This is a genomic window from Paraburkholderia sp. 22098, from assembly GCF_052045935.1.
GTDB classification, from domain to species: Bacteria; Pseudomonadota; Gammaproteobacteria; order Burkholderiales; family Burkholderiaceae; genus Paraburkholderia; species Paraburkholderia caledonica.
On sequence record NZ_JBQEPV010000010.1, the window covers coordinates 59,939 to 73,418 of the forward strand.

The 13,480-nt window shown below is 62.0% G+C and carries 10 protein-coding genes; 7 read left to right on the forward strand and 3 right to left on the reverse strand.

Translation table 11 applies throughout. The features are described from left to right. Positions 1-3: 3 nt before the first annotated feature. From ACTJLB_RS21385 to ltrA, 3 genes are all read right to left on the reverse strand, one after another. On the reverse strand, positions 4-1,335 hold the full coding sequence (locus tag ACTJLB_RS21385; protein WP_440784386.1) for a homoserine dehydrogenase: 1,332 nt from the start codon (positions 1,333-1,335) through the stop codon (positions 4-6). A gap of 160 nt (positions 1,336-1,495) precedes the next feature. Then, the gene (locus tag ACTJLB_RS21390) at positions 1,496-2,743 is read right to left on the reverse strand and encodes a pyridoxal phosphate-dependent aminotransferase (RefSeq protein WP_027804278.1); all 1,248 of its coding nucleotides are present in this window, start codon (positions 2,741-2,743) and stop codon (positions 1,496-1,498) included. 412 nt (positions 2,744-3,155) lie between these two features. Beyond that, positions 3,156-4,856, reverse strand: coding sequence for a group II intron reverse transcriptase/maturase (gene ltrA / locus ACTJLB_RS21395; RefSeq protein ID WP_410800044.1), 1,701 nt, complete (start codon positions 4,854-4,856; stop codon positions 3,156-3,158). A 1,217-nt stretch (positions 4,857-6,073) separates the two neighbouring features. Between ltrA and ACTJLB_RS21400 the strand changes: the two genes are divergently transcribed. From ACTJLB_RS21400 to ACTJLB_RS21430, 7 genes are all read left to right on the forward strand, one after another. Further along, positions 6,074-6,448 (forward strand): Mth938-like domain-containing protein, encoded by a 375-nt coding sequence (locus ACTJLB_RS21400; protein WP_020065827.1) that lies wholly within the window; start codon positions 6,074-6,076, stop codon positions 6,446-6,448. 518 nt (positions 6,449-6,966) lie between these two features. Further along, on the forward strand, positions 6,967-8,688 hold the full coding sequence (locus ACTJLB_RS21405; protein ID WP_408485077.1) for a glycosyltransferase family 39 protein: 1,722 nt from the start codon (positions 6,967-6,969) through the stop codon (positions 8,686-8,688). Between the two features lie 25 nt (positions 8,689-8,713). Next, positions 8,714-9,085 carry an SMR family transporter gene (locus ACTJLB_RS21410; protein WP_440784388.1) on the forward strand — a complete coding sequence of 124 codons (372 nt, stop codon included), beginning with the start codon at positions 8,714-8,716 and terminating at the stop codon, positions 9,083-9,085. A 197-nt stretch (positions 9,086-9,282) separates the two neighbouring features. Further along, complete coding sequence (locus ACTJLB_RS21415) at positions 9,283-10,443, forward strand: DegT/DnrJ/EryC1/StrS family aminotransferase (protein WP_440784390.1); 1,161 nt, start codon at positions 9,283-9,285, stop codon at positions 10,441-10,443. Between the two features lie 6 nt (positions 10,444-10,449). Next, on the forward strand, positions 10,450-11,502 hold the full coding sequence (locus tag ACTJLB_RS21420; RefSeq protein ID WP_088174583.1) for a glycosyltransferase: 1,053 nt from the start codon (positions 10,450-10,452) through the stop codon (positions 11,500-11,502). Beyond that, a complete protein-coding gene (locus ACTJLB_RS21425) occupies positions 11,499-12,434 on the forward strand; it encodes a formyltransferase (RefSeq protein WP_087750970.1) in 936 nt (311 codons plus the stop codon). The genes ACTJLB_RS21420 and ACTJLB_RS21425 overlap by 4 nt, the downstream gene beginning before the upstream one ends. Next, a complete protein-coding gene (locus ACTJLB_RS21430; RefSeq protein ID WP_020065820.1) occupies positions 12,431-13,477 on the forward strand; it encodes a bifunctional UDP-4-keto-pentose/UDP-xylose synthase in 1,047 nt (348 codons plus the stop codon). The genes ACTJLB_RS21425 and ACTJLB_RS21430 overlap by 4 nt, the downstream gene beginning before the upstream one ends. Positions 13,478-13,480: the final 3 nt, after the last annotated feature.

Below are 13,480 nucleotides of genomic sequence, written 5' to 3' on the forward strand. Positions count from 1 at the left end.
GGCCTAGTTCAGCGCTTCCATGCGCAGCTTCGTAACTTGCGAGACAACGGTCTGCAACGCTTCGATCGAGCTGATCGCCGCATTGACATTTTTTTCAACCGTTTCGTGCGTGATCAAAATGATGTCGGTCTCGCCCTTGCCGTTTGCATCGACGTGCTCCGATTCCTTTTGCAGCAGCGCGTCGATCGAAATGCCCGTGTCGGCCAGAATGCGCGTGATGTCGGCCAGCACGCCCGTCACGTCCGCGACCCGCAAACGCAGGTAGTAGCCGCTCGTCACTTCGTCGATCGGCAGAATCGGTGTGCTCGACAGGCGATCCGGCTGGAAAGCCAGATGCGGCACGCGATGCTCCGGGTCGGCCGTATGCAGGCGCGTCACGTCGACCAGATCGGCGACCACCGCAGACGCCGTCGGCTCCGCGCCTGCGCCCTTGCCGTAGTAAAGCGTGGTGCCGACTGCGTCGCCGTGCACGACGACCGCGTTCATCGCGCCTTCCACATTGGCGAGCAGGCGCTTTTCCGGAATCAGCGTGGGGTGCACGCGCAATTCGATGCCCTTGTCGGTGCGCCGCGCGATGCCGAGCAGCTTGATGCGATAGCCGAGTTCCTCGGCGTATTTGATGTCAATTGCGGCGAGCTTGCTGATGCCCTCCACATAAGCACGGTCGAACTGCACCGGCACGCCGAACGCGATCGCGCTCATGATCGTGGCCTTGTGTGCGGCGTCCACGCCTTCGATGTCGAAGGTCGGATCGGCTTCTGCGTAACCCAGTTCCTGCGCGGCCTTCAGCGCGGTCGCGAAGTCGAGCCCGCGGTCGCGCATTTCCGAAAGAATGTAGTTCGTCGTGCCGTTGATGATGCCCGCGATGTACTGGATGCGATTGGCCGTGAGCCCTTCGCGCAGCGCCTTGATGATCGGGATGCCGCCCGCCACCGCCGCCTCGAACGCGACCATCACGCCATTGGCGCGCGCCGCTTCGAAGATTTCCGTGCCGTGCACCGCGAGCAGCGCCTTGTTGGCCGTGACCACGTGCTTGCGATTCTTGATTGCGCGCAAAACCAGGTCGCGCGCCACGCCGGTGCCGCCGATCATTTCCGCGACGATGTCGATCGAAGGATCGTCGAGCACCGCGTTGAAGTCGTCGGTGAGCGCCACGCTCGCCGCGTCAGCGCCCAGCGCCGCGGTCGCCTTCGCCGGATTGCGCACTGCAATGCGCGACACCTCGATGCCGCGGCCGGCCCGGCGTTTGATTTCTTCCTGATTGCGGCGCAGTACCGTGAAGGTGCCGCTGCCTACCGTGCCGAAGCCCAGCAGTCCAACTTTGATCGGTTCCATGCAGCGTGTTTTCGAGTAAATGTTTAAAAAGTGGCCCCAGCCCCAGCGCTTCGCGCCAGGCCCCGAGGGGGTGAGAAAGCCCGGGCGGCCCGGCGTTTTCTCACGAGGAAACGGGTGTCGGATGCAATGCGCCGCCGAAGCGCGAGTCGCCTATTGTGCGCTAGGCCGTGTGACGTTTGCGATAACCGTCCAGAAAACGCGCGATCCGGTTGATGGAATCCGCGAGGTCGTCGACATTCGGCAGGAACACGACGCGGAAATGATCCGGCGTTTTCCAGTTGAAACCTGTGCCCTGCACCAGCAGCACGCGCTCTTCCAGCAACAGGTCGAGGATGAACTGCTGGTCGTTCTGGATCGGATAAACCTTGGGGTCGAGGCGCGGGAACATGTACAGCGCCGCTTCCGGCTTCACGCAGCTCACGCCGGGGATCGACGTGAGCATGTCGTACGCGAGCTCGCGCTGTTTGTAGAGGCGCCCGCTCGGCACGATCAGGTCGTTGATGCTCTGATAGCCGCCGAGTGCGGTCTGGATCGCGTACTGGCCGGGCACGTTCGGGCACAGGCGCATGGACGCGAGAATGCCGAGTCCTTCGAAATAGTCTTTCGCGCTGCGGCGGTTCTCGCCGGTCAGGCCCGAAATGAACATCCAGCCCGCGCGGTAGCCGCAGGAGCGGTAGCTCTTCGACAGGCTGTTGAACGTGACCGTCAGCACGTCTTCCGAGAGCGCCGCCATCGACGTATGCGTCTTGCCGTCGTAGACGATCTTGTCGTACACCTCGTCGGCGAAGATCACGAGGCCGTGCTGCCGCGCTATCTCGATCAGCCCGAGCAGCAGTTCGTCGGAGTACAGCGCACCGGTCGGATTGTTCGGGTTGATGACGACGAGCGCGCGCGTGTTCGGCGTGATTTTCGCGCGGATGTCGTCGAGGTCGGGCATCCAGCGGTTGCCTTCGTCGCAGATGTAGTGCACCGGCGTGCCGCCCGCGAGGCTCACGCCGGCCGTCCACAGCGGATAGTCGGGCGCGGGCAGCAGCACCTCGTCGCCGTCGTTCAGGAGCCCCTGCAACGCCATCACGATGAGCTCGGAGGCGCCGTTGCCAATGTAGATGTCATCCAGCTCGACGCCGTGTACGCCCTTTTGCTGCGTGTAATGCATGATCGCCTTGCGCGCGGCGAACACACCCTTGGAGTCCGAGTAGCCGGACGAGCCCGGCAGATTCAGGATCATGTCCTGAATGATTTCGTCGGGCGCCTCAAAACCGAACGGCGCCAGATTGCCGATGTTCAGCTTGATGATGCGGTGGCCTTCTTCTTCGAGCCGCTTCGCGTGTTCGAGGACGGGCCCGCGAATGTCGTAGCAGACATTCAACAACTTGTTGGATTTGAGAATCGGTTTCACGGCGGGCACTTCATCCTGGTTAATTGGCTTGGAGCCTTGGGCCTGCAGCTTCGGGCGAACGGGTACGGCCGGCGCGGGTCGGGCCGCCCTGCGCGGCCACTTCCCGAGGTTTAGTGCAGAGTCTGCCCGGAGCTCTTTGCGGCGGATTGCGCCGATGCACCAGCGAGACCGGCTAAAGCGGGCTAGAGCAGGCCAAAGCGCAAGCTAAAGCGGAACAAAAGCGGACGAAAAGCGGGCAAAACCAGGGCGCGTGGCCGATAGACCCGCCCCGGATCGTCAGCGCGGCTTGTGGCGGCGCTTGGCGAGAGGAGCCGCTGGGCGGCTGTAGGGTAGCCCCCTTTCCTCTCGGAAAAAGGGCCCCCTTGGAACTGTACGTGCGGCTTTCACCGCATACAGCTCGAGCCTACAAACAATGCTCCGTCTACGACGGGACCGGCTTCGTTACTACAAGTTTACCAGCGTGCACTTGCTGGTGGCAGTGCGGGTGAAGCAATACCCGGTTAGACAGCGCGTCCGACCCGCCATGCATCCGATATTCAAGATGATGGTCATGCCAGCCGGTGTCCTCCGTCAGGGCACAGCCACAGTGCGCACACAACCCGCTCTGCGACATATATAGCGTCGCCCATTGCTTCCGGTAACGCACCGATTCCCACATGCGTTCCTGACGCAACTGCTCGCCATACTGCTCCCACGTCGGATCAAAGGGATGGTAGTCCCCTTTGACCTTCTTGTGCCGTTTGATAACCGTACCGTTGATCTGGTGCAGCTCAAACAGTCCCTTGCTACCGTCTTTCCAAACCACGGGAGCGGCAAAGACCCACTGTCGTTCACCAACGGAGTGGAAGTACTTTTGTCCCACCCATCTGGCGTTCTTCTGCGGGTGTCGCCTCTTCGACCACCACCAGAGTCTCCGGAAAACCAGATACTCCATGCGGTTGTACGCCTGCTTGGCCACGACGGGACTGTGATACTGCGCCCAGCCCCGTAGCATCGGGTTCAGCAGCCGGATCAGATCCTCCTGCCTCACCGTCTTGTTGCCGCTGATCGTTTCCGACACCTTGCGATAGAACGCTTGCGCGTTTTTCTTGCTCGGCTTGATGAGCAGTTTTCCCGAGTACTTCCGGAAATTCCACCCAAGGAAATCGAAGCCGTCATCAATGTGGGTGATCCGCGTTTTCTCCTCCGACAGTCGCAGTCCCCGAACAGCAAGGAATGCTTCCACCCAAGGCTTGACCTCGCTCTCCAGCATCTCTTTCGAGTCGCCGGTGATCACAAAATCATCCGCGTACCGCACCACATTCACTTTCAGCTTCTTGGCCTTCGCGATCCCGAATTTCGCACCGAGATGCGCAACCAGTTCACGTTCCAACCCATTCAGCGTCACGTTGGCCAGCGTCGGGGAAATGATGCCCCCCTGCGGCGTACCGGCCTCCGTCGCCTGCAACTGACCTTTATAAATCAGGCCAGCCTTCAACCACTTCAGCAGAATGCCTCTGTCCATTGGGACATTGGCAGCCAGCCAGTCGTGATTGATCCAGTCAAAGCAGCCTTTGATATCGGCTTCCAGCACCCATCGGGCAGAGCCCTTCTGGGACGTGGCGACGAAGATCTGCGACATGGCATCGGCCGTCGAACGATTGAGTCTGAACCCATATGAGTTCGGATCGCTCGTCGATTCCGACACCGGCTCCAGTGCCAGCAGATACAGGGCCTGCATCGCCCTGTCCCGCATGGTCGGAATGCCCAGAGGGCGCTCCTTTCCATTGGCCTTGGGGATAAAGACCCTCCGTAATGGCAGAGGCTTGTACCCACGCCGCTTCAACCTGCCGACAGCTGCCCATCGGCTCTCAGGCGAGTCCCATAGCTCGCGATCGACTCCGGCCGTTCGCGCACCCTGGTTCTGCGTAACACGTCGTACCGCGTACAGCTTTGCGGACAACGTGCGGGTCAGCATCCGTTGCAGGGCTTTCACCCTGCGCCAGTCACTTTCCCGCGTCGCCTTCGCAATTCGTATCTGCATCCCTCTCACGTTCCGTTCGACCCGACGCCAATCTACGGCGTACCAGTGGTCAGGCACGTGGGAAAGCGCAGATCCATCCTTCCGGACGGATACTTTCATGCTGCTCTCCTACCTTGGGTTGATCATTCCCACAGCAGAAGGCGCATCTTCCCCAGCGGGGTAGATACACCCCGCTGGGGAACAACAGTTGAACAAGTATGGGCGCATGCGCCCATACGTCATCCATGTACTACGCACGGACGCGAGCGTCCGTGTCTACCAAAGTACCAAGGTCTGTCAGCCATCTTGCGACGGTAGACCAGACGGAAGTCTGCCCGCTTTCGCGTGGGATGATGTCTCAACCCCTATCCGGGCCATTACAGCCCGGCATTCGCTTTTTCCGTCCTCCCATACCCGCACCGTCAACAGCGTTCCTTGCGGTCCACCTGCCAGCCAAACCGCGCTGGCAACGATACGGGCTTACCGCGTTCCCGGTATGTCACACGACTGACGTAGGTTCTGCCTATTCCCCGACGGTCCAACGACGACGCAATCCGACCTTCTAGCGGATTGACCGACCGCGTACCTTTTGGTTAGTGCCTACCAGCAGCTTTGGCACTGCATTATTAACGAGGTTTATCAGCAGTTCACTTACATTAACCTTATCAGCCAGCCTAGCTCCTTGACCCCATTGCTGCTAGGAGTCTCCGGATGACCACCTCACGGCATTCATCCGCCCGAAACCGCCGGGGGCTACATTGTCAGAGAAGCTTCACACCCCACCGTTACCAGTGACGCATGTCCTCCTAGGCTACTGCTGGTCGCACAGCAGGTTCCCTACCGCACAGGGGGTTACCCTGTGTGGTTGAACAATGACAAACCGAGCTTGCGCTCGACCTACCCTGAAATCACATACTCCAATCCGCTTTGTTAGCGGAGTTGAAGCCGCTAACTGGGCGGAACCTGACGGTAATCAGGTCAATGCAATTGCGCACAAGAGTCCGAAGACTCCAACGCGTCTAAGGCTACGATTCCAAGCCAGACAAGCACCCGGTTTCGCTTGCTACACAAGGGGTGGCCACAAGGTGCCACCAATGGGACGGCTTTCGCCGTCCAGTCGATGCGACTCGCGTCGCACAAAAAGTTATAATTTAGCGGATTTTGGCCGACTTCCGCAATGCACCAACCGTAACGGGACCACAACGAACCGTGACGGAACCGCAACGGGAGCTTTTTCGGCCCTTTCGTGTCCCACCGCGTCTGACCGCCCTGCTCGCGCTTGCCACGACCAGGCCGCCAACACGCATGATGTCTCGCGACGACTTCGGAAAACGAATTTGAAATTACATCAGGATTCCAGCGGCGCCCTCAATACCGTGACCGGTTACGGCGACGGCTATGTCGAAATCAATCTGGTGCGTCATTCCGGCAGCATCCTCGTGCTTCCGGAAGCGCCTGTCATTCCCTGGCCTGTCTCGTCCTTCGAGGAACTGAGCCCTGAGCTTTTCTCGATGCTGGTCGAACCGGCGCCCGAAGTGGTGATCTTCGGCAGCGGCGAGCGGCTGCGGTTTCCGCACCCGCGCCTGACTGCCGCGCTTACCGCCAAACGCATCGGCGTCGAAACGATGGACTTCAAGGCCGCCTGCCGCACGTACAACATCTTGATGGCCGAGGGCCGCAAGGTCGCGGCCGCGCTGCTGATCGAAGGTTAGCGGGTCTGGCAATCGGTGCGCCGACGCCGTATCTGTTGCGTCGGCGGCCCTGGGTCGACCGCAGCGGCGCGACTTGGGCGGATGCGTTGAGCTAGCGTTGCTGTCGTGGCCCGGAGTGCGGGCCGGGTTGCTGGCCACAGCGCTGCTTCAAGAGCGATCAGGAGCGCCTCGCGCGAATTGCAGCAGCCCCGCCCTCGCCGGGTCACGGACGATCACGTACACTGCGCGCCATCGATGCGAAGCCGGCGGTCCGGACATCAGCGATTTCGGCTCCCGCTGCCCCCGCTGCGCGAGCCGCTCAGCTCACCGAGGCAGCGGCCAACGCCTGTTCGTAGGGCACCGGTGCCCTACGGCGCACGCAGCGGCGCGCGAAATGCGCCGGCACGTGAGCGGCCATAAGATCTGGCGCGAGCCAAGGCGCAGCAGCACAGCAGCAGGCCACGAAGTCCGGGCCTGCCGCCCATTCCGAATAACAACGCAGCGCCGCCCATGCGGCGTCGCCAGAAAGGTTTAAATCGATGAACGATACGCCGTCGAGGCTACCGCTCAACCGCACCGCGATTCTGCTGCTGGTGCTGGCCCTTGCCGTGATCTGGTTCGTGCCGCTCGGGTGGCGCCATCTGCTGCCGAGCGATGAAGGCCGCTACGCCGAAATGGCGCGGGAAATGTTCGTGACCGGCGACTGGATCACGCCGCGCTACAACGGCTACAAGTACTTCGAGAAGCCGCCGCTGCAAACGTGGGCGAACGCGCTCACGTTCGCGTGGTTCGGCATCGGCGAATGGCAGGCGCGGCTCTACACGGCGCTCACCGGATTTGCCGGCGTGCTGCTGATCGGTTTCACGGGCGCGCGCGTGTTCAATACGGCGACCGGCGTGTTCGCAGCGCTGGTGCTCGCGACGTCGCCCTACTGGAACCTGATGGGCCACTTCAACACGCTCGACATGGGCCTGTCGTTCTGGATGGAACTCACGTTGTGCGCATTGCTGCTCGCTCAGCGCCCGAATCTCGAGACCGCCCGTGTGCGAGGCTGGATGTGGCTGTGCTGGGGTTCGATGGCGCTCGCCGTATTGTCGAAAGGCCTTGTCGGCGTCATTCTGCCGGGCGCCGTGCTGGTGATCTACACGCTGGTCGCGCGCGACTGGGTGGTGTGGAAGCGCCTGCATCTGATCGGCGGCCTCATCGTCTTCTTCGCGATCGTCACGCCGTGGTTCGTGCTGGTGCAGCAGCGCAATCCCGAGTTCCTCAACTTCTTCTTCATCGTTCAGCAGTTCAAGCGGTACCTGACGCCCGAACAGAACCGTCCCGGGCCGTTCTATTATTTCGTGCCGGTGCTGATCGTCGGCTTCCTGCCCTGGCTCTCGGTGGTACTGCAGAGTGTGCGTCACGCGTGGCGCCTGCCGCGCCAGCCGAATGGCTTTGCGCCTGTCACGATGATGCTGGTGTGGACCGGCTTCATCTTCCTCTTCTTCAGCGCGTCGCATTCCAAGCTGCTCTCGTACACGCTGCCGATCGCGCCGCCCATCGCGCTGCTGATCGGAATGTATCTGCCGCTCGTCACGCGGGACCAGTGGCGCCGCCATCTCGCCGGCTATGCACTATTTCTCGTAGTGGCCGCGTTCGTCGCGCTCTTTCTGCCGCGCTTCGGCAGCCAGCGCAATCCCGCCGAGCTGTACGCGCAGTACCGCACGTGGGTACTGGCCGCGCTTGCCGTCGCGTTCGTGCTGACGCTCGCCGCACTGTGGTTCAATCGCCGCAGCCGCGCCGGCAGCCTCGGCACGATCGCGAGTTTTGGCGCGGCGTGGCTGTTGCTCGGCACGATCGCCGGCATCGGTCACGACGTGTTCGGCCGCCTCAGTTCCGGCGCGCCGCTCGCGCCCGCGATCAAGGCGCAGATGGCGAAGTTGCCGGCGGACACGCCGTTCTACTCGGTCGGCGTGCTCGACCACACGCTGCCGTTCTACATCGGCCATACGATGACGATGGTCGAGCATCCCGACGAACTCGCGTTCGGCGTGTCGGTGGAGCCGCAGAAATGGCTGCCGTCGGTCGAGGCGTGGGTCGAGCGGTGGAAGGCCGACCGCTACGCACTGGCACTGATTCCGCCCTCCACTTACGAGCGGCTCCTGAAAGAAGGCCTGCCGATGCAGGTCGTTGCGCAGGACTCGCGCCGCGTCGTCGTAATGAAGCCGCTCGCTGCGGGCGCGGTGGCCGCGCCCGTGGAAAAAACCCAGCAGTGACCCCATATCAGGACCTGAACGACCGATGAACCCCATTTCCCTCTTTTGCATTCTCGCCGGCGTCGCGTTGAACGCCGGTGCGCAGTTGCTGCTCAAAGCCGGAACGAATGCGGTTGGACACTTCGAATTCACCCGTGCGAACATCGTGCCGATCGCCTTTCGCATTGCGACGCAGCCGCCGATCGTCGGCGGTGTGGCCTGCTATGTGATCAGCCTCGCCGTCTGGATCGTCGGGCTGTCGCGCGTGGATGTGTCGATTGCCTATCCGATGCTGTCGCTCGGCTATGTCGTCAACGCTTTCGCCGCGTGGTATCTGTTCGGCGAGGTGCTGTCGGTGCAGAAACTGGTCGGCATCGGCGTCATTCTGGTGGGCGTGGTGATAGTCGCGCGCAGCTAGCGCGGCCACGAACCAGGCGCAGCAAAGTTGCCGCAAAGATAGCGTAAGCCGGCATCCGCACCGGCTAAGCAAAACGTAAGGTTGATCGCGGTATGCTCCGCGGTTTGCACCCTTTTTAGCCTTGGCCCGGATTTGCGCGTAGTGTGTGTTCACCGCGCCCCTTCAGGCCGCGGCCCTTTCGATCGAGCGAAGTATTCATGACCCAGTCAACCGTTCCGCCTCTGCCGTTCCTGCCGTTCGTCAAGCCGGAGATCGATGAAGAAACGATCCGCGGGGTAGCCGACGTCCTGCGCTCGGGCTGGATCACCACCGGCCCGCAGAACCAGAAGTTCGAAGCGGCGCTCTCTGAATTCTGCGGCGGCCGTCCCGTGCGCACGTTCAACTCAGGTACGGCGACGCTCGAGATCGGACTGCGCATTGCCGGCGTGGGCGAAGGCGACGAAGTGATCACGACGCCCGCCTCGTGGGTGTCGACCAGCAACGTCATTTACGAAGTCGGCGCGACGCCGGTGTTCGCCGACATCGACCCGGTCACGCGCAACATCGACCTCGACAAGCTCGAGAAGGCGATCACGCCGCGCACCAAGGCGCTGATTCCGGTTTATCTGTCAGGCCTGCCCGTCGACATGGACCGCCTGTACGCGATTGCGCGCGAGCACAAACTGCGTGTGGTGGAAGACGCCGCGCAGGCGTTCGGCTCGACTTGGAACGGCAAGCGCATCGGCGCGATCGGCGACATGGTCTCGTTCAGCTTCCACGCGAACAAGAATCTCACGTCGATCGAAGGCGGCGCACTCGTGCTGAACGACGAGGACGAAGCCGTCCTCGCACAAAAATACCGGCTGCAGGGCATCACCCGCACGGGTTTCGACGGCATGGACTGCGACGTGCTCGGTGGCAAATACAATCTGACGGACGTCGCCGCGCGCGTGGGCCTCGGTCAGTTGCCGCACCTCGAACGCTTTCTCGCGCAACGCAGGAAACTGGCGCGCGCATATTTCGCCGGCTTCGAGGGCGGCGCGGCACTGAAGCTGGGCGTTGGACTGCCTTTCGCCGACTTCGAGAACAGTAACTGGCACATGTTCCAGATCACACTGCCGCTGGAGAAGCTTTCGATCGACCGCGCCGGTTTCATGGGCCAACTGAAGGAACGCGGTATCGGTTCGGGCGTGCACTATCCGGCCATTCATCTGTTCTCGCTGTACCGCGCGCGCGGCTTCACGGAAGGCATGTTCCCGCACGCCGAGCGTTTCGGCGCGACGAACGTCACGTTGCCGCTCTTCACACTGATGAACGAAGGCGACGTAGAGCGCGTGTGCCGCACGGTCAACGAAATTTGCGAACAATACGGAAAATAAGCGGAAATGATTTATACGGAACAACGCGCCGTCGCACCGGAAGTGTCGATCATCATTCCGGTGTACAACGAGGAAGCCGGACTTGCGGCGCTATTCGCGCGGCTCTATCCGGCGCTCGACGCGCTCGGCACGTCTTATGAAGTGATCTTCATCAACGACGGCAGCCGCGACAAATCCGCCGCGCTGCTCGCCGAGCAGTTCCGCGCGCGCCCCGACACGACCCGCGTCATCCTGCTGAACGGCAACTACGGGCAGCACATGGCGATTCTCGCGGGCTTCGAACAGTCGCGCGGCGAGATCGTCATTACGCTCGACGCCGATCTGCAAAACCCGCCGGAAGAAATCGGCAAGCTGGTCAACAAGATGCGCGAAGGCTTCGACTACGTCGGCACGATTCGCCTGCAACGTCAGGACAGCTTGTGGCGCCGCAAGGCTTCGCGCGTGATGAACCGTCTGCGCGAGCGCATCACGCGCATCAAGATGACCGATCAGGGCTGCATGCTGCGCGCGTACAGCCGCCACATCATCGACACGATCAATCGCTGCGGCGAAATCAACACGTTCATTCCGGCGCTCGCGTACACCTTCGCGCAGAATCCCGTCGAGATCGAAGTCGCGCACGAGGAGCGCTTTGCCGGCGAATCGAAGTACTCGCTCTATTCGCTGATCCGCCTGAATTTCGACCTTGTGACCGGCTTCTCGGTCGTGCCGCTGCAGTGGCTGTCGTTCATCGGCGTGATCCTGTCGCTCGGCTCCGCGGCGTTGTTCGTGCTGCTGCTGATACGGCGCTTCATCATCGGGGCGGAAGTTCAGGGTGTGTTCACGCTGTTCGCCATTACGTTCTTCCTGCTCGGCGTGATCATCTTCGCGCTCGGGCTGCTCGGCGAATATATCGGCCGGATCTATCAACAGGTGCGCGCGCGTCCGCGCTATCTGGTGCAGACCATTCTCGAACAGCGCGACGGCGCGGCCGTGGTTGAAATGCCGCGTCAAACCGTCGTGCAGGCGATTCAACCGGCGCCGCTCGCCGACCATCAAGGCGAGGGCCCGAACCGATGAAACCGCGCGCCGTCGTATTCGCGTATCACAACGTCGGCGTGCGCTGCCTGCAGGTACTGCTCGCGCGCGGCGTGGACGTGGCGCTCGTCGTCACACACGAAGACAGCCCTACGGAAAACATCTGGTTCGGCAGCGTGGCGACGGTCGCGGCCGAGCACGGCATTCCTGTGGTGACACCGGCAGACCCGAAGAGTCCCGAATTGCGAGCGGCCGTCAGCGCGGCACATCCCGACTTCATCTTCTCGTTCTACTACCGCCACATGCTGCCGGTCGACCTGCTCGCGCTCGCCGCGCGCGGGGCCTACAACATGCATGGCTCGCTATTGCCGAAGTACCGCGGCCGCGTGCCCACCAACTGGGCGGTGCTGCACGGTGAAACCGAAACCGGCGCGACGCTGCACGAAATGGCCGCGAAGCCTGACGCGGGCGCGATCATCGCGCAAACGCCAGTGCCGATTCTGCCCGACGACACCGCGGCGCAAGTGTTCGACAAAGTCACGGTGGCCGCGGAACAGACGCTGTGGCGCGTCCTGCCGGCGTTGCTCGCCGGCGAAGCGCCGCATCTGCCGAACGATCTTTCGCACGGCAGCTACTACGGCGGGCGCAAGCCGGAGGACGGCCGCATCGACTGGACACAGCCGGCTCAACAGGTCTACAACCTGATCCGCGCAGTCGCGCCGCCCTATCCCGGCGCGTTCACCGACATCGACGGCCGGCGTTTCGTCGTCGCGCGCGCGCGGCTTGCGGCGCCGGGCGCGCTTCGCCCAGATTTGCCGCCGGGCCTGCACGTAGGCGATAATGGCGTTTTCGCGATATGCGGCGACGGTCGCGCAATCGCCATCCACGAATTGCGGCATCAGCACGACGGCACTGAAACCGTCGTCACTCCGGCCACATTCGCCCAGCTCATTCAAACTCCCCGACATTTATGAAGAAAGTCCTGATCCTGGGTGTGAACGGCTTCATCGGCCATCACCTGTCCAAACGCATTCTCGAAACGACCGATTGGGAAGTCTTCGGAATGGACATGCAGACCGAACGTCTGGGCGATCTCATCAATCATGAGCGGATGCACTTCTTCGAAGGCGACATCACGATCAACAAGGAGTGGGTCGAATATCACGTCAAGAAGTGCGATGTGATTTTGCCGCTGGTCGCGATCGCCACACCGGCTACCTACGTGAAGCAGCCGCTGCGCGTGTTCGAACTCGACTTCGAAGCGAACCTGCCGATCGTGCGTTCGGCGGTCAAGTACGGCAAGCATCTGGTATTTCCGTCGACCTCCGAGGTCTACGGCATGTGCACGGACGAGCAATTCGATCCGGAAGAATCGCAACTGTCGTACGGTCCGATCAACAAGCCGCGCTGGATCTACGCGTGCTCGAAGCAGTTGATGGACCGCGTGATCTGGGGCTACGGCATGGAGGGTTTGAACTTCACGCTGTTCCGTCCGTTCAACTGGATCGGCCCGGGCCTCGACTCGATCTACACGCCGAAGGAAGGCAGCTCGCGCGTGGTCACGCAGTTCCTCGGCCACATCGTGCGCGGCGAGAACATCAGCCTCGTCGACGGCGGCGCACAAAAGCGCGCGTTCACGGATATCGACGACGGCATCGGCGCGCTGATGAAGATCATCGAGAACAAGGACGGCGTCGCAACGGGCAAGATCTACAACATCGGCAACCCGACCAATAACTTCTCGGTGCGTGAACTCGCGCACAAGATGCTGACGCTCGCCGCGGAATTTCCGGAATACGCGGACACCGCGAAAAAAGTCCAGCTGGTCGAAACGTCGTCGGGCGCGTATTACGGCGCCGGCTATCAGGACGTACAGAATCGCGTGCCGAAGATCGACAATACGATGCAGGAACTCGGCTGGGCGCCGAAGTCCACCTTCGACGAAGCGCTGCGCAAGATTTTCGAAGCGTATCGCGGCCACGTCGGCGAAGCACGCGCGCTCGTCGAACAGCAGTAAGGG